At 37.0% G+C, this 18,324-nt stretch carries 20 protein-coding genes; 11 read left to right on the top strand and 9 right to left on the bottom strand.

Annotated elements, in window-relative coordinates:
- Positions 1 to 62 precede the first annotated feature (62 nt).
- Positions 63 to 761 carry a GntR family transcriptional regulator gene (locus tag HT722_RS06950; protein ID WP_000936192.1) on the bottom strand — a complete coding sequence of 233 codons (699 nt, stop codon included), beginning with the start codon at positions 759 to 761 and terminating at the stop codon, positions 63 to 65.
- Between the two features lie 140 nt (positions 762 to 901).
- Between HT722_RS06950 and guaA the strand changes: the two genes are divergently transcribed.
- On the top strand, positions 902 to 2,464 hold the full coding sequence (gene guaA, locus HT722_RS06945; RefSeq protein ID WP_050313444.1) for a glutamine-hydrolyzing GMP synthase: 1,563 nt from the start codon (positions 902 to 904) through the stop codon (positions 2,462 to 2,464).
- A gap of 91 nt (positions 2,465 to 2,555) precedes the next feature.
- Positions 2,556 to 3,398, top strand: a complete 843-nt coding sequence (locus tag HT722_RS06940) for a type II restriction endonuclease (RefSeq protein ID WP_173278282.1) — start codon at positions 2,556 to 2,558, stop codon at positions 3,396 to 3,398.
- A gap of 32 nt (positions 3,399 to 3,430) precedes the next feature.
- On the opposite strand, the gene HT722_RS06935 is transcribed toward HT722_RS06940, so the two are convergent.
- The 7 genes from HT722_RS06935 to HT722_RS06905 form a co-directional block, all read right to left on the bottom strand.
- On the bottom strand, positions 3,431 to 4,339 hold the full coding sequence (locus tag HT722_RS06935) for a Dam family site-specific DNA-(adenine-N6)-methyltransferase (protein ID WP_173278280.1): 909 nt from the start codon (positions 4,337 to 4,339) through the stop codon (positions 3,431 to 3,433).
- 23 nt (positions 4,340 to 4,362) lie between these two features.
- Positions 4,363 to 5,559, bottom strand: coding sequence for a tyrosine-type recombinase/integrase (locus HT722_RS06930; protein ID WP_173278278.1), 1,197 nt, complete (start codon positions 5,557 to 5,559; stop codon positions 4,363 to 4,365).
- Positions 5,552 to 5,767 carry a DUF3173 domain-containing protein gene (locus HT722_RS06925; RefSeq protein WP_009527167.1) on the bottom strand — a complete coding sequence of 72 codons (216 nt, stop codon included), beginning with the start codon at positions 5,765 to 5,767 and terminating at the stop codon, positions 5,552 to 5,554. Before HT722_RS06925 ends, HT722_RS06930 begins: the two co-directional genes overlap by 8 nt.
- A gap of 214 nt (positions 5,768 to 5,981) precedes the next feature.
- Positions 5,982 to 6,626 (bottom strand): hypothetical protein, encoded by a 645-nt coding sequence (locus HT722_RS06920; protein ID WP_205380491.1) that lies wholly within the window; start codon positions 6,624 to 6,626, stop codon positions 5,982 to 5,984.
- A 164-nt stretch (positions 6,627 to 6,790) separates the two neighbouring features.
- A complete protein-coding gene (locus HT722_RS06915; protein WP_173278276.1) occupies positions 6,791 to 8,077 on the bottom strand; it encodes an FtsK/SpoIIIE domain-containing protein in 1,287 nt (428 codons plus the stop codon).
- Entirely contained in the window at positions 8,067 to 8,411 is a 345-nt protein-coding gene (locus tag HT722_RS06910) for a hypothetical protein (RefSeq protein WP_173278274.1), read from the bottom strand. Before HT722_RS06910 ends, HT722_RS06915 begins: the two co-directional genes overlap by 11 nt.
- A 119-nt stretch (positions 8,412 to 8,530) precedes the next feature.
- Positions 8,531 to 8,905, bottom strand: a complete 375-nt coding sequence (locus HT722_RS06905) for a hypothetical protein (protein WP_173278271.1) — start codon at positions 8,903 to 8,905, stop codon at positions 8,531 to 8,533.
- Between the two features lie 438 nt (positions 8,906 to 9,343).
- Between HT722_RS06905 and HT722_RS06900 the strand changes: the two genes are divergently transcribed.
- The 9 genes from HT722_RS06900 to HT722_RS06860 all read left to right on the top strand — a co-directional run bounded on the left by HT722_RS06900 (position 9,344) and on the right by HT722_RS06860 (position 17,223).
- The gene (locus tag HT722_RS06900; protein WP_173278270.1) at positions 9,344 to 10,630 is read left to right on the top strand and encodes a U32 family peptidase; all 1,287 of its coding nucleotides are present in this window, start codon (positions 9,344 to 9,346) and stop codon (positions 10,628 to 10,630) included.
- A gap of 261 nt (positions 10,631 to 10,891) precedes the next feature.
- A complete protein-coding gene (locus HT722_RS06895) occupies positions 10,892 to 11,092 on the top strand; it encodes a F0F1 ATP synthase subunit C (RefSeq protein WP_001054562.1) in 201 nt (66 codons plus the stop codon).
- A gap of 34 nt (positions 11,093 to 11,126) precedes the next feature.
- The gene (gene atpB / locus HT722_RS06890) at positions 11,127 to 11,843 is read left to right on the top strand and encodes a F0F1 ATP synthase subunit A (RefSeq protein WP_000392851.1); all 717 of its coding nucleotides are present in this window, start codon (positions 11,127 to 11,129) and stop codon (positions 11,841 to 11,843) included.
- A 13-nt stretch (positions 11,844 to 11,856) separates the two neighbouring features.
- The gene (atpF, locus tag HT722_RS06885) at positions 11,857 to 12,351 is read left to right on the top strand and encodes a F0F1 ATP synthase subunit B (protein WP_173278268.1); all 495 of its coding nucleotides are present in this window, start codon (positions 11,857 to 11,859) and stop codon (positions 12,349 to 12,351) included.
- Complete coding sequence (locus tag HT722_RS06880; RefSeq protein ID WP_124787374.1) at positions 12,351 to 12,887, top strand: F0F1 ATP synthase subunit delta; 537 nt, start codon at positions 12,351 to 12,353, stop codon at positions 12,885 to 12,887. The genes atpF and HT722_RS06880 overlap by 1 nt, the downstream gene beginning before the upstream one ends.
- 14 nt (positions 12,888 to 12,901) lie before the next feature.
- Positions 12,902 to 14,407, top strand: coding sequence for a F0F1 ATP synthase subunit alpha (gene atpA / locus HT722_RS06875; RefSeq protein WP_173278266.1), 1,506 nt, complete (start codon positions 12,902 to 12,904; stop codon positions 14,405 to 14,407).
- A gap of 15 nt (positions 14,408 to 14,422) precedes the next feature.
- Positions 14,423 to 15,301 (top strand): F0F1 ATP synthase subunit gamma, encoded by an 879-nt coding sequence (locus HT722_RS06870; protein WP_173278263.1) that lies wholly within the window; start codon positions 14,423 to 14,425, stop codon positions 15,299 to 15,301.
- A gap of 85 nt (positions 15,302 to 15,386) precedes the next feature.
- Positions 15,387 to 16,793 (top strand): F0F1 ATP synthase subunit beta, encoded by a 1,407-nt coding sequence (atpD, locus tag HT722_RS06865; RefSeq protein WP_000094357.1) that lies wholly within the window; start codon positions 15,387 to 15,389, stop codon positions 16,791 to 16,793.
- Between the two features lie 10 nt (positions 16,794 to 16,803).
- The gene (locus tag HT722_RS06860) at positions 16,804 to 17,223 is read left to right on the top strand and encodes a F0F1 ATP synthase subunit epsilon (RefSeq protein ID WP_000068037.1); all 420 of its coding nucleotides are present in this window, start codon (positions 16,804 to 16,806) and stop codon (positions 17,221 to 17,223) included.
- Between the two features lie 44 nt (positions 17,224 to 17,267).
- On the opposite strand, the gene HT722_RS06855 is transcribed toward HT722_RS06860, so the two are convergent.
- Positions 17,268 to 18,281, bottom strand: a complete 1,014-nt coding sequence (locus HT722_RS06855) for a lactonase family protein (protein ID WP_004256587.1) — start codon at positions 18,279 to 18,281, stop codon at positions 17,268 to 17,270.
- Positions 18,282 to 18,324 lie beyond the last annotated feature (43 nt).

The raw sequence follows: 18,324 nt of genomic DNA, 5'->3' as shown, positions 1-18,324 counted from the left end.
AGTCAGTAACATATATACGCCAAGGCGACGTTGACGCGGTTTGAAGAGATTTTCGAAGAGTATTAATTGTTTTCAAGATAAAATTCAAAACGTTCGCCTACATACTGACTTTTTACGTATTCAAATGCAGTACCATCTTCTAGGTAAGAAACCTGAGTTAAACCAAGAATAGCATGTCCTTTTTCAACTTCCAAATAGTGGGCAATTTTTTCCTTAGCAAGACGAGCATAAATAGTCTGCTGTGATTTACCAATACGGTAGCCGTGTTTTTGCAGAGTTTGAAAGAAATGACTGGTGATTTCTTCTTTTTTAAAGTCCTTAATGAATTTTTCAGGAATCGAAGCAACTTCATAAACCAGAGGAACTTGGTCGGCATAGCGAACACGTTCCATTCGGATAATATTCTCCGTTGGAGAAATTCCTAGCTTGGCAACTTCCTGTTCATTGGGAATGGTTTTTCTGTAGGAAATGAGTTGGCTAGAGGGTACTTTACCTTGGGACTTAACAATTTCAGTAAAACTGGTTGTCCCTCGCATCTTTTCTTGTACACGTGTACTGGATACAAAGGTGCCACTTCCTACACGGCGCTCTAAAACTCCTTCTTCGACCAAGAGGGAAATAGCTTGGCGGAGGGTCATGCGACTGACCTCAAACTGCTCTGCTAAATCTCTTTCACTGGGAAGTCTCTCCCCAATAGCCCAACGGTGCTCGTCAATATCCTTTTTAATCTGATCATGGATTTTCATATAAGCTGGTAGCATGTTTTCACTTCATTTCTATCTTTTCTCTATTGTACCCCAATAAACTAGAAAAAGTCAAACTTCGCCTTGTTTAGTTGGTAATTCGCCCTTATTTGTGATAGAATATTGAAAAAAGATATTTCTTTTGAGAAAGGAAAAAGATGAGCAACATATCAACTGATTTGCAAGATGTAGAAAAAATCATCGTGCTGGACTATGGTAGCCAGTACAACCAGCTGATTTCACGCCGTATCCGTGAGATTGGTGTTTTTTCAGAACTAAAGAGCCATAAAATTTCAGCTGCTGAAGTTCGTGAAATCAATCCTGTAGGAATAATCCTATCAGGTGGTCCAAACTCTGTATACGAAGATGGTTCATTTGATATTGACCCAGAAATCTTCGAACTTGGAATTCCAATTTTGGGAATCTGTTACGGTATGCAGTTATTGACCCATAAACTTGGAGGAAAAGTTGTTCCTGCAGGTGATGCTGGAAATCGTGAATACGGTCAATCAACTCTTACTCACACACCATCAGCTCTTTTTGAATCAACACCTGATGAACAAACTGTATTGATGAGCCATGGTGATGCAGTTACTGAGATTCCTGCTGACTTTGTTCGTACAGGTACATCAGCTGACTGCCCATACGCAGCCATCGAAAACCCAGATAAACACATTTACGGTATCCAATTCCACCCAGAAGTTCGTCATTCTGTATACGGAAATGATATCCTTCGTAACTTTGCCCTTAACATCTGTAAGGCTAAAGGCGACTGGACAATGGATAACTTCATTGACATGCAGATTCAAAAAATCCGTGAAACAGTCGGTGACAAACGTGTCCTTCTTGGTCTATCAGGTGGGGTAGACTCATCTGTCGTTGGAGTTCTTCTCCAAAAGGCTATTGGCGATCAATTGATCTGTATCTTCGTAGACCACGGTCTTCTTCGTAAAGGAGAAGCGGACCAAGTTATGGACATGCTTGGTGGTAAGTTTGGTTTGAATATCGTCAAAGCAGACGCTGCTAAACGTTTCCTTGATAAACTTGCTGGCGTTTCTGACCCTGAACAAAAACGTAAAATCATCGGTAACGAGTTTGTCTATGTATTTGATGACGAAGCAAGTAAGCTCAAAGATGTGAAATTCCTTGCTCAAGGTACCTTATATACAGACGTTATCGAGTCTGGTACAGATACAGCTCAAACTATCAAGTCACACCACAACGTGGGTGGTCTTCCAGAAGACATGCAGTTTGAATTGATCGAACCACTCAACACTCTTTATAAGGACGAAGTCCGTGCCCTTGGTACAGAGCTTGGTATGCCAGACCATATTGTATGGCGTCAACCATTCCCAGGACCAGGACTTGCGATTCGTGTTATGGGTGAAATCACTGAAGAAAAGCTAGAAACAGTTCGTGAGTCAGACGCTATTTTGCGTGAAGAAATTGCTAAAGCAGGTCTTGACCGCGATATCTGGCAATACTTCACAGTTAATACAGGTGTTCGTTCAGTCGGTGTTATGGGTGACGGTCGTACATATGACTACACGATTGCAATCCGTGCAATCACTTCTATCGATGGTATGACAGCTGACTTTGCAAAAATTCCTTGGGATGTCCTTCAAAAGATTTCTGTACGTATCGTAAACGAAGTGGATCATGTGAACCGTATCGTCTATGATATTACAAGTAAACCACCTGCAACAGTTGAGTGGGAGTAGTGAAAAGATAAACAAAACGGCTTTGAAATCAATGTTTCAGAGCCTTTAATAAAATAATCGCAAACAATTTGCAAACAAAAGGAGAAATAAGATGTGTGATGATATTTTTATTAAAACAATTATTGAAAAATTACCTAAAATAGATGATAAAGACGCTTGGGACTTACTTGGTTTTGTAAATGAAAAGAAAGAAGTTTTCCCATTTGGAAATGATTCAAAAATAATAGGACGATTATTTGAAGTGATAGTATATCCATATTTGCTTGAAGTTGCAGAGGAGTTAGGATATAAGTTGTTTGAATCTGAAAAGCAGACAGTCTATCCAGATTTTTATTTCTTGAAACCTGATAAGAAAAGAATTGCACTTGATATTAAAACAACTTATCGACAATTTGATAAACAAGGTCAAATTAAAGAGTTCAATTTTACAGCTGGAAGTTTTACTAGTTACTTAAGAAATGGAACTAAAAATATTGATGGTAATTATAGTGATTATGATAAGCATTATATTCTAGGTTTTCTATATTCAAGGAATGAAAGTGCAAGTATTAGAAAGGTTAATTTAGAATCAGAAGACATTTCTTCAATAGTGCCAGCTTATAAAGATGTAGAATATTTTGTTCAAGAAAAATATAAAGTAGCTGGTACAAGTAAAGGAAGTGGAAATACAGATAATATTGGAACCTTTAAATCTAAAATAATTAAGGATTTTCAAGATGGTAATGGTCCTTTTAGTAAATTAGGGAACGACCTTTTCCATATTTATTGGAAAAATTTCCCTAAATATAAAGATTCTCAAGAAGTAAAAGATAAACTCTTTAATAACTTAGAGACATTTACAGAGTGGGGAAAAGAAACTAAACAATTATCAACCGAACAATTAACACGACTTGAAAAATATTTATCAGTTGAAACAAATAAAGAATGTGAATAATAAAAAAGGATACACTTTGTATCCTTTTTTATTTAGAATAATAGAATTTGTTGTTGTTCGTGATAAACTTCTTCTAAATTCAAATGTTTTTCACTTATTACTAAAGCTTCTATCATTTTATTTCTATTAGATTCTTTTGCTCCTAAGTGATAAAAATGTTCAGTAGTCAATAACTTCCCGTCAGTCCATTTTTTCATATGTGTATTTTTTCTGTATTGATTTTCATACCACATACTAAAAGCATATCCAGCTTTTCCTTTTTGAGTAAGTTCTGCAAGTAATACTGCATATTCTTCACTCCAAGAATCGTAATACCCATCATAACGATCGATATATGGAGGGTCTAAATAAACAAAGTCATTTTCTTTCATCATCTTAAACGCTTCAGTAAAGGGCATACAGATAAATTGCCAATCTTTACCCTTCATTATTTTTTCAACCCATGCAACTTGATTTACAATTTTTGTAATTAATGCTTTTTGAAATCTCTCTGGTTTTCGCCCAAAAGGAACGTTATAATTCCCTTTATTATTAAAACGTATCATACCATTAAAATTTGAACGTTGTAAAAATAGAAAATCTAGGGAGCTATGTTCTTCGTTAAATCTATCTCTGACTTCATAATAATAAGAGGTCTTGTCAGCTGGTGTACTAGACAGTTTAGTTGCTTCATTTTCTAAAAAAGTTCTAACTGTTTGAGAAGTAATCTTCTTTGATTGAATATCTTTGTAAAATTGAATGATGTAGGGGTTGGTATCACTAAAAATAGCCCTCTGAGGCTCTAAATTAAAACCTACTACACCAGAACCCATAAACGGCTCAAAGTATGTTCCTTCACCATCCCACTTTATTGATTCAGCAATGAATGGAACTAATTTAGTTTTTATTCCTTGAATTTTGATAGGTGGGACTTTAGGTGTAATAATTTTTTTAGGTAACAATTGTAATCTCCTTTCTTACTGTTCTATACGTCTTCTATTATACCATTTTTTATACTTTTTTCCTTCCAAAACTGATTATAAACTTTTCCTCTTTTTACATCACTATTATCAAAATTCAAAATATTATTCAACTTATTAGCAACTTCTCTATTCATATTCGGATATAAATGTCCATAAGTTCCTAGAGTTGTTTTAATATCTTCATGTCCTAATCTGTCACGAATTACCAAGGCATTTTCTCCTAAAGAAATCAATAAACTAGCGTGAGAATGTCTTAAAGCATGAGTTTTAATTCTATGAACTTTAGCAAGTTTCGCATGACGCGTTATAATATGACTTGTTGCACTTTTATTAGTTGGCAACCCATTATATGAAAATACAAAATCTGTCACAATATTTTTTCTTTGAATAACTTTCCATTCACTCAAATAGTTTAGTGTCATATCGTCTAAGGCAATAATTCTATTACTAGCTAATGTTTTTGGCTCAGTTATATAAAATTCATTAGATGTTTTATAATACATATTCTTATTAACTTCTAAAGTTTTCTCAATAAAGTCAATATCTTCCCATTGTAGAGCTTGAGCCTCGCCAATTCTAAGACCTGTCATGAAAAGTGCATAAATAAGAGTAAAGGCAAACCTATCATAATAATCTTGTAAATCAAATGTTGAAAATACTTTCTCAGCTTCATCTTTTGTCCAGAAGTCCACTTTTTGCCTTACTTTCTTTACGTTTCCAACTTGTTTTGCGATATTTTTTTGTAATAATCCTAGTTTTACTGCAAGGTCTAGACTCTTTTGAAATAGTCCATGTATGGCTCTTACATAACCAGATGAATAATTAGACGAAAGATTATTTTGCCACTTCTTGACCATTGGAGCAGATATATCTTTTAATTTACGGTTAAAGAAATATTTTAAGTGTATCTCCATTGAAGATAATCTACTATCAAAAGTTTGAGGCTTAACTGACTGTTTATAATCAGGTTTGAAATACGTTTCATAAAACTCTCTATATGACATAGTAGAATTTTTCTTTACTGCTGAATCCGAGAAATCGTTCATATAGGCTTCATATCCCTTTTTTGCTTCTAATTGGGTTTTAAAACCTCTCCCCCAATACTGAATTCGTTTGCCATGTTCATCATAACCTAGACTAGCCACAAAATACCACAATCCTGATTTCTTATCTTGATACACGTGAGGAATTTTAGGCATGATGATGTTTCTCCTCTAATTCCTTTGTATCAATAGGAAATCCGAGTATATGCTCTACAGATGACAAAGGAACTCGCCCTAAACGTTTTGAAGAATAATATCCATAACCTTTGTTAACAAGATAAATTTTTGCTCTTCGAACTATATCAGCCGATTGTGACGGACCGAATCCCATTTTTTGAAGTTCATGTTTTGTGATGGTTTGCATACTGCTTACCTCCTTTTTTTGTTATATTGTTCAAAAATAATAATATTTTCAAAGTTCTCGTTTTCAATTTTATAAGTTTTAGTATAATGTGGTTCAATTCCTATCAGATCTCTTGCTGATTGATAAGGCATTTTGATTCTCTTAGGGTACTTTATGCCCTTGCTTTTTCGATATATTTTAATTCCTTTAGGATAAAGCCATAATCGACTCCCTTTTATATATTTTTTTTCTGAGAATCAGTATCTGAAAATTCCGCATTAGTTAGATATGCTGATAGGTATGCACCTATGTTATCTATGTCTTTCAATCTTTCAATTCTACAAAAGCCGAGTCCCCATATCTGTTCAAACTCTTGACAGGGTATGTAAAGATTAGCAGAATTACTCTTTAATAATAAATGAAGATGAAAACCGTGCCATTCAGAAATATCTTTGCTGTTTACTCCATGTGGTTCTAAAATTGCAATATAGTCTAATTTTTCTTTATATTTATAATTCAGTCTCTTAATAAATTTATTAAACTCTTTATATATCAACGATGGTTGTTTTGCTATGATAGTATCTTTGAATGTCAATGTTGCCCACAGTTCATTCTTTCGTCCTGAAAAATTTGCATTTATAAGATACCTTAATTTTTTCATTGTTTGCTTAATTGAGTTTTCACTCTGGTTTCTCGTTTCTGTGTGTTCATAATATTTGATTTCCCCTGTCGATTTTATAACATATCGGTCAGAATCAATCTTCAAGATATTGTTTTGTCTATTTGATTTTTGTAAATACTGTACCTCATATATATCATTCATAAGTGTAACAGTAACAAAATCATCAGGATGAATTGAAAAATCTTTGCTGTCGTCCATACGACCACCTCGCCTATGATTTTTCAAAATTCTCTTATTATTTCATTAAAAACAAGCCAATTATCAAAAATCGTTCCGATTTTTGAAGACCCTAAAAAGTTATTGATGGTCGCTCCGCTCAAATGCTTAAAGCATTTGCTCATCAACAACTTTTTAGAGTGCCATTAGGACATATTCTCTAGTATAGCCTTATCCAAAACATTCAAATAATCCATACTATTTTGTGGCAGTAAAGGAGCTTCAAAATAAGTTGGTTTCGTGTGTTGTCCATCAATCATAATATACCCAGCACCTATTTCTTTCACAGTCTGAAATTCAGCATCAGTATTTCCAAAAAGCATTCTGCGAGCGTCACTTGTCATATTGCCCATACCGATACGCACCCCAAATTGGTCTCTTTGTTGTCCAGTTAAGCCGTTATTTGAATTTGAAGATATATCTGATCGTTGCATAATCAACACTATCTCTATCCCCACCATACGTCCTTTTAGAAGTATGTTATTAAAGTATCCAGTGATTTCTTTAGCTACTTTAGGATTAGCAATAGATAGGACAGCAGAAAACTCATCAATGATAACCACTAAAGGTTTAGCATTGTCAATATCTGTCCACATTTTGCCAAAAGAGTGTTCGTCTTCAGTAAACCATTCAGAATACCTACGTTCCATTTCATCATTAACTTCTCTTAGTAATCTTGCTATTTCATTCTCAGACACAGCAAGATTTTGAAGTTTACCATATTTTTTCAAGTCTATTCTTCGACAAATAATCGCTAAATCCGCCGATTTTGGGTCACACACATAAATGTCACAACCACCACCTTTACCTTTAATCCGTAAATAATCAAGAATTAACATGGTAGCAAGATATGTCTTCCCAGAATTTGTTGCTCCACATATAATGAGATGGCAAGGGGTTGAAAATTTCCACGAAGTCTTTTCGGTTAGTTGAATAGTGTTATTTAATACTTCTCTGGAAGAAAAATCTAATCTATTATCAGGAATACGGTCAAATATGTACTCGCAATAAGTATTATTATTTCCAATATCCTGCAAAGGTAAATCTAGTATAGCTTGAAAGTGATTTGCAAATTGACTAGATTTATTAGTGAATATGTCAGCATTCTTTTTGAAGCGAATGAAAATTTTTTCATCAGTAACTAAGTATTCAACTTCAGCAGAAATATAATCGTTATAAAGATTATTATGAATAATGAACTCCCTAATTTTATAGTTCAGACTAGTTTTGTATCTATAAAATATAAATCCCACACATAAAAAAATCACAATCGAAGAAAATAATGTGAAAATAAAATATGCTACATTATGCAAATACTGACTAATTAAGACAAAAAGCCACATGAATGTAATGTAAACTAATACTTTTCCCCTTATAAGAAAGGGTGGTTTTGTAAACGCAGTTATCATTTTATAGCGGTCACTATTCATCATCTACCACCTCAATTCCTTCTGCTTTAAAAGAACAAGCTACATATTTGTAGCTATCTCCAGCTACATAAGCACTACCACTTAATCCTGAAAATTCAACGAAACAGTTTTGAGGGATTGACTTTGAATCTAAAAATAGAGGTTTTTGATGTTCTATTTTTACGCTAAAGCGTTCAAATTGTTTTTCTATTGCCACGCACTCATAAGAGTACCCAGCTACTGTTTCTGTTTTTCTACGCTTTCCGTTTTCTTCTACATAAAGAAAATAAGGTTTTTGATTGACAAGGATTTTCGCTCCCTTTATCGTCTCTTCTGCATTTAAAATTGGTTTAATCATAATTAGATTCTCCTTTTAATTATTCCCTCTATTAGAGGTAATTATATACTAGCACAATTTGTCCCTCTTGTAAAGAGAAAAATAAAAGAAGTTAAAAAAAATAGCAACAATAACAGTTACTATTTTTGAAGTCTATTTAATAATGCTGCTCGTACAACAATTCTAATTATATAAGATACTGTCACATAATTGGTATTTGTATATTTTGGAAATTCCTTTTTCAACTCATCTATACATGATTTTGTATCATCATTAATTGTAAGGTTGGTTTTTAGTGGTGTATCCTCTAATTTTCCGAATTTTTTCTGAACTAAAGGAGTAGTTTCTTGAATTATTTTTTTCCAATTAGTAATACCCATAGTTTCTCTAAAAGCTTGATTTACAACAAAACCATTTGTTATTGTTAGTTCTCCAAAATTTTCTTTAGTAATTATTTCTTTTAGTTCTTCTATATTTTGTAAAGTTTCTAAAGCTAATCTAACACTTAATTTCATCATCTCACCTCGAATTCACTTTATATTTTATCAAATTTTAAACAATATTTCCACAATTGAAAGGGAAATGTCTGCAAACAATTTGCAAACAACAGAAATAAACTCTAATAAATTCTTATAAAAATAACTAATATAAATTCTTAATTTTAAGCCATATCAAACCTTATCAATTTAGAAAACAATTGAGTGGGAGTAGTCATCTAAGGACTCATTTATGTATTTTTACTAGCCAGTATCTTTGGATACTGGTTTTTGCTTTCCTAGACTTTTTGACTACTTGTTAAAACTAGGTTAATTTTCGACAGTTTAATAATTATTATGTAAAGCTTAAAAGATTAGAATTGTCAAAACAATCTTTCTAGGCTTGATTTTATGGCTTATTTACTATAAAATGAGAAGGAAAAACGTCAAACTTTTATATTGCAAATAGGAGAAAACATGACAAAAACATTAAAACGTCCTGAGGTTTTATCACCTGCAGGGACTTTAGAGAAGCTAAAAGTAGCTGTTCAGTATGGAGCAGATGCTGTCTTTATCGGTGGTCAGGCCTATGGTCTTCGCAGCCGTGCCGGAAACTTTACCTTTGAACAGATGGAAGAAGGCGTCCAGTTTGCGGCTAAGTATGGTGCCAAGGTCTATGTAGCTGCCAACATGGTTATGCACGAAGGAAATGAAGCTGGTGCTGGTGAGTGGTTCCGTAGACTGCGTGATATCGGGATTGCAGCAGTGATCGTGTCTGACCCAGCCTTGATTATGATTGCAGCGACAGAAGCACCAGGCCTTGAAATCCACCTCTCTACCCAAGCAAGTGCGACTAACTATGAAACTCTTGAGTTCTGGAAGGAATTGGGCTTGACTCGTGTCGTTTTGGCGCGTGAGGTTTCAATGGAAGAATTAGCTGAAATCCGCAAACGCACAGACGTTGAGATTGAAGCCTTTGTCCATGGAGCTATGTGTATTTCTTACTCAGGTCGCTGTACTCTTTCTAACCACATGAGCATGCGTGATGCCAACCGTGGTGGATGTTCTCAGTCTTGCCGTTGGAAATATGACCTCTACGATATGCCGTTTGGAAAAGAGCGTAAGAGCTTGAAAGGTGAGATTCCTGAAGAATTTTCAATGTCAGCCGTTGATATGTCTATGATTGACCATATCCCAGATATGATTGAGAATGGAGTAGACAGTCTCAAAATCGAAGGACGTATGAAATCTATTCACTACGTATCAACAGTAACCAACTGCTACAAGGCGGCTGTGGATGCATATCTTGAAAGTCCTGAAAAGTTTGAAGCGATCAAACAAGACTTGGTGGACGAGATGTGGAAGGTTGCCCAACGTGAATTGGCAACAGGTTTCTACTACGGTACACCATCTGAAAATGAGCAGTTGTTTGGTGCTCGTCGTAAAATTCCTGAGTACAAGTTTGTCGCTGAAGTGGTTTCTTATGATGATGCGACACAAACAGCAACCATTCGTCAACGGAACGTCATTAACGAAGGAGACCAAGTTGAGTTTTATGGCCCAGGTTTCCGTCATTTTGAAACCTATATTGAGGATCTTCACGATGCAAAGGGAAATAAAATCGATCGTGCTCCAAATCCAATGGAACTCTTGACTATCAAAGTACCACAACCTGTGCAAGCAGGAGATATGGTTCGAGCTCTTAAAGAGGGGCTTATCAATCTTTATAAGGAAGATGGAACCAGCGTCACAGTTCGAGCTTAATAAACATTAAATAAGAACTACTAACAATAGATTGACCTTAATCCGAGATTCCCCTCTCGGATTTTGTGTTGCTTTCATTAAATTTACAGGTAAGACTTGCTAGCTTCAGTAAATATACACAAGTTTTTCAGAATAAAGTGAAATCCGAAAGAAAATGGAAGTAATTTTCATTAAACGCTTCCAATGTGAAAAAAAAGTTGACAAATCCAATTTTTAGGACTAAACTAAGTAAGTAAATTTTATTTTAAAGGAGAATTCGTTATGAATTTAACATTTTTAGGCTTATGTATTGCCTGTATGGGCGTATCTGTCGGTGAAGGTTTATTGATGAATGGACTGTTTAAATCAGTAGCACGCCAACCAGATATGCTTTCTGAGTTTCGTAGTTTGATGTTTTTAGGTGTTGCCTTTATTGAAGGAACTTTCTTTGTAACTCTTGTCTTCTCATTTATTATCAAATAAATACATGGAACGAGAAGAAAAGGGAGGATTTTAGATGGAAGAAAGTATTAATCCAATCATCTCTATTGGTCCTGTTATCTTCAATCTGACTATGTTAGCCATGACCTTGTTGATTGTGGGAGTTATTTTTGTCTTTATTTATTGGGCAAGCCGCAATATGACCTTGAAACCCAAAGGAAAGCAAAATGTACTTGAGTATGTCTATGACTTTGTTATTGGATTTACAGAACCTAACATTGGTTCGCGCTACATGAAAGATTACTCACTCTTTTTCCTTTGTTTATTTCTTTTCATGGTGATTGCCAATAACCTTGGCTTAATGACAAAGCTTCAAACGATCGATGGGACTAACTGGTGGAGTTCGCCAACCGCTAATTTACAGTATGACTTAACCTTATCTTTTCTTGTCATTTTGTTGACACATATAGAAAGCGTTCGTCGTCGTGGATTTAAAAAAAGTATAAAATCTTTTATGAGTCCTGTTTTTGTCATACCGATGAATATCTTGGAAGAATTTACAAACTTCTTATCTTTGGCTTTGCGGATTTTTGGGAATATCTTTGCAGGAGAGGTCATGACGAGTTTGTTACTTCTTCTTTCCCACCAAGCTATTTATTGGTATCCAGTAGCCTTTGGAGCTAATTTGGCTTGGACTGCATTTTCTGTCTTTATTTCCTGCATCCAAGCTTATGTCTTTACTCTTTTGACATCTGTGTATTTAGGGAATAAGATTAATATTGAAGAGGAATAGAAAGGAGTAACTGATGCACGTAACAGTAGGTGAATTGATTGGTAATTTTATTTTAATCACTGGCTCTTTTATTCTTTTGCTAGTCTTGATTAAAAAATTTGCATGGTCTAATATTACAGGCATTTTCGAACAAAGAGCAGAAAAAATTGCAGCAGATATTGACGGAGCTGAACAAGCACGTCAAAAAGCAGAAGTATTGGCTCAAAAACGCGAAGATGAATTGGCTGGTAGTCGTAAAGAAGCTAAGACAATCATTGAGAATGCGAAAGAAACAGCTGAGAAAAGCAAAGCTAGTATTTTAGCAGATGCTAAGCTAGAAGCAGGACGCTTGAAAGAAAAAGCGAACCAAGAAATTGCTCAAAATAAAGCTGAAGCTTTACAAAGTGTTAAGGGTGAGGTAGCAGATTTGACAATCAGCTTGGCTGGTAAAATCATCTCACAAAACCTTGACGGTCATGCCCATAAAGAACTTATTGATCAGTATATCGATCAGTTAGGAGAAGCTTAATGGACAAGAAAACAGTAAAGGTAATTGAAAAATACAGCATGCCTTTTGTCCAATTGGTTATAGAAAAAGGAGAAGAAGACCGTATCTTTTCAGACTTAGCTCAAATCAAGCAAGTTGCTGAAGAAACAGGCTTACCTTCTTTTTTAAAAAAAGTGGCAGTAGACGAGTCTGACAAGGAAAAAACAATTACTTTCTTCCAAGATTCAGTGTCACCTTTATTGCAAAACTTTATCCAGGTTCTTATCTACAATCACAGAGCAAATCTTTTTTATGATATTCTTGTAGATTGCTTGAACCGACTTGAAAAAGAAACAAATCGATTTGAAGTGACGATTACTTCAGCTCATCCTTTAACTGATGAACAGAAGAGTCGCTTGCTCCCTTTGATTGAGAAAAAAATGTCTCTTAAAGTAAGGAGTGTAAAAGAACAAATCGATGAAAGTCTTATTGGTGGTTTTGTCATTTTTGCCAATCACAAGACAATTGATGTGAGTATTAAACAACAACTTAAAGTTGTTAAAGAAAATTTGAAATAGAAAGTGGTGTTCTTTTGGCAATTAACGCACAAGAAATCAGCGCTTTAATTAAGCAACAAATTGAAAATTTCAAACCCAATTTTGATGTGACTGAAACAGGTGTTGTAACCTATATCGGGGACGGTATCGCGCGTGCTCACGGCCTTGAAAATGCCATGAGTGGAGAGTTGTTGATTTTTGAAAACGGCTCTTATGGTATGGCTCAAAACTTGGAGTCAACAGACGTTGGTATTATCATCCTAGGTGACTTTACAGATATCCGTGAAGGCGATACAATCCGCCGTACAGGGAAAATCATGGAAGTCCCAGTAGGTGAAAGTCTGATTGGTCGTGTTGTGGATCCGCTTGGTCGTCCAGTTGACGGTCTTGGAGAAATCCACACTGATAAAACTCGTCCAGTAGAAGCGCAAGCTCCTGGTGTTATGCAACGTAAGTCTGTATCAGAACCATTGCAAACTGGTTTGAAAGCTATCGACGCCCTTGTACCGATTGGTCGTGGTCAACGTGAGTTGATTATCGGTGACCGTCAGACAGGGAAAACAACCATTGCGATTGATACAATCTTGAACCAAAAAGGTCAAGATATGATCTGTATCTATGTAGCGATTGGACAAAAAGAATCAACAGTTCGTACGCAAGTAGAAACACTTCGTCAGTACGGTGCCTTGGATTACACAATCGTTGTGACAGCCTCTGCTTCACAACCATCTCCATTGCTTTTCCTAGCTCCTTATGCTGGGGTTGCCATGGCAGAAGAATTTATGTACCAAGGGAAACATGTTTTGATTGTTTATGATGATTTATCAAAACAAGCGGTAGCTTATCGTGAACTGTCACTCTTGCTTCGTCGTCCTCCAGGTCGTGAAGCCTTCCCAGGGGATGTTTTCTACCTTCACAGCCGTTTGCTTGAGCGCTCAGCTAAAGTTTCTGATGAACTTGGTGGTGGATCAATTACTGCCCTACCATTTATTGAGACACAAGCAGGAGATATCTCTGCCTATATCGCAACCAACGTGATTTCAATCACTGATGGACAAATCTTCCTTGGTGATGGTCTCTTCAATGCGGGTATTCGTCCAGCCATCGATGCGGGTTCATCTGTATCTCGTGTAGGTGGTTCTGCACAAATCAAAGCCATGAAGAAGGTTGCTGGTACACTTCGTATCGACCTCGCTTCATACCGTGAGTTGGAAGCCTTCACTAAGTTTGGTTCTGACTTGGACGCAGCAACACAGGCTAAGTTGAACCGTGGACGTCGTACAGTTGAAGTTTTGAAACAACCTGTTCACAAACCATTACCTGTTGAGAAACAAGTAACCATTCTCTATGCTTTGACACATGGTTTCTTGGATACTGTTCCAGTAGATGATATTGTTCGTTTCGAGGAAGAGTTCCATGCCTTCTTTGATGCTCAACATCCAGAGATTTTGGAAACCATTCGTGATACAAAAGACTTGCCAGAAGAAGCAGTCTTGGATGCTGCGATTACAGAGTTTCTCAATCAAACCAGCTTCCAATAAGAATAGAGGTGTCAGATGGCAGTATCTCTAAATGATATTAAAACAAAAATCGCCTCAACAAAAAATACGAGTCAAATCACTAATGCCATGCAGATGGTATCAGCTGCTAAGCTAGGTCGTTCTGAAGAAGCTGCTCGCAACTTCCAAGTTTATGCTCAGAAAGTTCGTAAACTTTTGACGGATATTCTTCATGGGAATGGAGCTGGCAGTTCTACCAATCCGATGTTGATTAGTCGTCCAGTTAAGAAGACAGGCTATATCGTCATTACTTCAGACCGAGGTTTGGTTGGAGGTTATAATTCTTCTATTCTGAAAGCCGTTATGGAGCTGAAAGAAGAATACCATCCAGACGGTAAAGGTTTTGAAATGATCTGTATTGGTGGAATGGGAGCTGATTTCTTTAAAGCTCGTGGTATTCAACCACTTTATGAACTACGTGGCTTGGCAGATCAACCAAGCTTTGATCAAGTTCGTAAGATTATTTCAAAAACTGTTGAAATGTACCAAAATGAACTTTTTGATGAACTCTATGTCTGCTATAACCACCATGTCAATACGCTAACCAGTCAAATGCGTGTGGAACAAATGCTTCCGATTGTTGACTTGGATCCAAATGAAGCGGATGACAGTTACAGTTTGACCTTTGAGTTGGAAACTAGCCGAGAAGAAATTTTGGAGCAGTTGTTGCCTCAATTTGCAGAAAGTATGATTTACGGTGCTATTATCGATGCTAAGACAGCTGAAAATGCTGCCGGTATGACAGCCATGCAAACAGCGACAGATAATGCTAAGAAAGTCATTAATGATTTGACAATTCAGTATAACCGTGCCAGACAGGCGGCGATTACACAAGAAATTACAGAAATCGTAGCAGGAGCTAGTGCCTTAGAATAGGCTCTAGTCCAGCTCGTATGAAAATGAACTTAGGACCTAGTTAAGCTAGGGACCGACAGTATCTTATATAGAATAGGAGAAGGAGATGAGTTCAGGTAAAATTGCTCAGGTTATCGGTCCCGTTGTAGACGTCTTGTTTGCAGCAGGGGAAAAACTTCCTGAGATTAACAATGCACTTGTCGTCTACAAAAATGACGAAAGAAAAACAAAAATCGTCCTTGAAGTAGCCTTAGAGTTGGGAGATGGTATGGTCCGTACTATCGCCATGGAATCAACAGATGGTTTGACTCGTGGAATGGAAGTATTGGACACAGGTCGTCCAATCTCTGTACCAGTAGGTAAAGAAACTTTGGGACGTGTCTTCAATGTTTTGGGAGATACCATTGACTTGGAAGCTCCTTTTACAGAAGATGCAGAGCGTCAGCCAATTCATAAAAAAGCTCCAACTTTTGATGAATTGTCTACCTCTTCTGAAATCCTTGAAACAGGGATTAAGGTTATCGACCTTCTTGCCCCTTACCTTAAAGGTGGAAAGGTTGGACTTTTCGGTGGTGCCGGAGTTGGTAAAACCGTCTTAATCCAAGAATTGATTCACAACATTGCCCAAGAACACGGTGGTATTTCAGTATTTACCGGTGTTGGGGAACGTACTCGTGAGGGTAATGACCTTTACTGGGAAATGAAAGAATCAGGCGTTATCGAGAAAACAGCCATGGTATTTGGTCAGATGAATGAGCCACCAGGAGCACGTATGCGTGTTGCTCTTACTGGTTTGACAATTGCTGAATACTTCCGTGATGTGGAAGGCCAAGACGTGCTTCTCTTTATCGATAATATCTTCCGTTTCACTCAGGCTGGTTCAGAAGTATCTGCCCTTTTGGGTCGTATGCCATCAGCCGTTGGTTACCAACCAACACTTGCTACAGAAATGGGGCAATTGCAAGAACGTATCACATCAACTAAGAAGGGTTCTGTAACCTCTATCCAGGCTATCTATGTGCCAGCGGATGACTATACTGACCCAGCGCCAGCAACAGCCTTCGCTCACTTGGATTCAACAACCAACTTGGAACGTAAGTTGGTACAATTGGGTATCTACCCAGCCGTTGACCCACTTGCTTCAAGCTCACGTGCCTTGGCACCTGAAATCGTTGGAGAAGAGCACTATGCAGTTGCTGCTGAAGTAAAACGCGTTCTTCAACGTTACCATGAATTGCAAGATATCATTGCTATCCTTGGTATGGATGAGCTTTCTGATGAAGAAAAGACCTTGGTTGCTCGTGCTCGTCGTATCCAGTTCTTCTTGTCACAAAACTTCAACGTTGCTGAACAATTTACTGGTCAACCTGGTTCTTATGTTCCAGTTGCTGAAACTGTTCGTGGCTTTAAGGAAATCCTTGATGGTAAACACGACCACTTGCCAGAAGATGCCTTCCGTGGTGTAGGTTCTATCGAAGATGTGATTGCAAAAGCTGAAAAAATGGGATTTTAAGAGGTGATCTATGGCTCAGTTAACTGTCCAGATCGTGACACCAGATGGTCTCGTCTATGATCACCATGCCAGCTTTGTATCAGTTCGAACTCTGGATGGTGAGATGGGAATCTTGCCACGACATGAAAATATGATTGCAGTTTTAGCAGTTGATGAGGTTAAGGTTAAACGTGTAGATGATGAAAATCACGTGAACTGGATTGCAGTAAACGGAGGCGTTATCGAAGTTGCTAATGGTGTTATCACAATCGTTGCTGACTCTGCAGAACGGGCTCGTGATATCGACGTTAGTCGTGCAGAACGTGCCAAACTTCGAGCAGAGCGTGAAATTGAAGAAGCACAAGACAAACACTTGATTGACCAAGAACGTCGTGCGAAGATTGCACTGCAACGTGCCATTAACCGTATTAATGTCGGAAATAGACTATAAGAAAAAAATGAACTTGAGTTACCAAGTTCATTTTTTATGTTTTCTTAAGGGGCAAAACTGATGCAGACTGCTTCTGGGACATGGAAGTCATTAGAAAGTTCTGCTAGACGTCCAGTTTCAGAATTGCGTTTAAAGACAGTTGCATTGTCAGAGTCCTGATGGACAGCAATGACAAATTCTTGATCCGGTGTCAAATCAAAATCACGTGGAGTCTGACCATGTGTCGGAACGATTTCTAACAACTCTAAGCTACCGTCCGCAAGAATTGTATATACTGCGATAGAATCATGACCACGGTTAGAGGCGTAGAGGTATTTACCATCTTTAGAGAGACGAATAGCAGCAGTACCATTAAAGCCTTCATAACCGTCTGGTAGAGTTGAAATGACTTGCATGCGTTCAAATTCGCCAACACCATCGTAGATTAGAACTTCGATAGTGCTATTGAGTTCACAAATGAGATAAGCGATTTTATAATGGTTATGGAAAATAATATGGCGTGAGCCTGCTCCTGGCTGGCTATGATAGGTATAGAGCTTAGATAATTTTCCTTCTGAATCAAGATCGTAAGTAATTACTTGGTCAGTACCCAAGTCGCAGGTCACTAGATAGTGGTCAGGTGTTAAATCTGTATAGTGAACATGTGGAGAAGCTTGATTTTCATGTGGACCTTGGCCACTGTGTTGATCAACATCACTAAGTAGAAGACAACCATCTTCCTGACGTTTATAAACAAGGACCTGTCCCTTGTGGTAGTTTGCCGCGTACACCAAATCACGCTCTTCATCAACGGCAACATAACAGTGGGGGGCTCCCTCTTCAACGACATGGTTTAATAAGGTACCATTAGTTTGATAGGCTGCAATTCCACCCTTATCGTCTTGACTACCAACAGTGTATAAATGTTGATGCTGGTCAAAGGCAAGGTAGGTTGGACTTGGCTCAGTAGCAAAAAGTTCTAGATTTGAAAGCTGACCAGTTTCTGTATCAAAGTCTGCCTTGTAAATCCCTTGGGAAGTCCGACGTGTATAAGTTCCAAAATAAACAGTTTCTTTCATAACTTTACCTCTATAATAAAGATATGACTATTATATCACAAAA

The organism is Streptococcus sp. 53 (assembly GCF_013276565.1).
In the GTDB taxonomy this organism is placed as follows: domain Bacteria; phylum Bacillota; class Bacilli; order Lactobacillales; family Streptococcaceae; genus Streptococcus.
This window is presented reverse-complemented; position numbering and strand designations above follow the sequence as displayed.

Excerpts from the sequence above, each read along its gene's own strand:
- HT722_RS06950 (WP_000936192.1), bottom strand. The coding sequence starts at position 761 with ATGCTACCAGCTTATATGAAAATCCATGATCAGATTAAAAAGGATATT.
- guaA (WP_050313444.1), top strand. The coding sequence starts at position 902 with ATGAGCAACATATCAACTGATTTGCAAGATGTAGAAAAAATCATCGTG.
- HT722_RS06940 (WP_173278282.1), top strand. The coding sequence starts at position 2,556 with ATGTGTGATGATATTTTTATTAAAACAATTATTGAAAAATTACCTAAA.
- HT722_RS06930 (WP_173278278.1), bottom strand. The coding sequence starts at position 5,559 with ATGCCTAAAATTCCTCACGTGTATCAAGATAAGAAATCAGGATTGTGG.
- HT722_RS06925 (WP_009527167.1), bottom strand. The coding sequence starts at position 5,767 with ATGCAAACCATCACAAAACATGAACTTCAAAAAATGGGATTCGGTCCG.
- HT722_RS06920 (WP_205380491.1), bottom strand. The coding sequence starts at position 6,626 with ATGGACGACAGCAAAGATTTTTCAATTCATCCTGATGATTTTGTTACT.
- HT722_RS06915 (WP_173278276.1), bottom strand. The coding sequence starts at position 8,077 with ATGATGAATAGTGACCGCTATAAAATGATAACTGCGTTTACAAAACCA.
- HT722_RS06910 (WP_173278274.1), bottom strand. The coding sequence starts at position 8,411 with ATGATTAAACCAATTTTAAATGCAGAAGAGACGATAAAGGGAGCGAAA.
- HT722_RS06905 (WP_173278271.1), bottom strand. The coding sequence starts at position 8,905 with ATGAAATTAAGTGTTAGATTAGCTTTAGAAACTTTACAAAATATAGAA.
- HT722_RS06900 (WP_173278270.1), top strand. The coding sequence starts at position 9,344 with ATGACAAAAACATTAAAACGTCCTGAGGTTTTATCACCTGCAGGGACT.
- HT722_RS06895 (WP_001054562.1), top strand. The coding sequence starts at position 10,892 with ATGAATTTAACATTTTTAGGCTTATGTATTGCCTGTATGGGCGTATCT.
- atpB (WP_000392851.1), top strand. The coding sequence starts at position 11,127 with ATGGAAGAAAGTATTAATCCAATCATCTCTATTGGTCCTGTTATCTTC.
- atpF (WP_173278268.1), top strand. The coding sequence starts at position 11,857 with ATGCACGTAACAGTAGGTGAATTGATTGGTAATTTTATTTTAATCACT.
- HT722_RS06880 (WP_124787374.1), top strand. The coding sequence starts at position 12,351 with ATGGACAAGAAAACAGTAAAGGTAATTGAAAAATACAGCATGCCTTTT.
- HT722_RS06870 (WP_173278263.1), top strand. The coding sequence starts at position 14,423 with ATGGCAGTATCTCTAAATGATATTAAAACAAAAATCGCCTCAACAAAA.
- atpD (WP_000094357.1), top strand. The coding sequence starts at position 15,387 with ATGAGTTCAGGTAAAATTGCTCAGGTTATCGGTCCCGTTGTAGACGTC.
- HT722_RS06860 (WP_000068037.1), top strand. The coding sequence starts at position 16,804 with ATGGCTCAGTTAACTGTCCAGATCGTGACACCAGATGGTCTCGTCTAT.
- HT722_RS06855 (WP_004256587.1), bottom strand. The coding sequence starts at position 18,281 with ATGAAAGAAACTGTTTATTTTGGAACTTATACACGTCGGACTTCCCAA.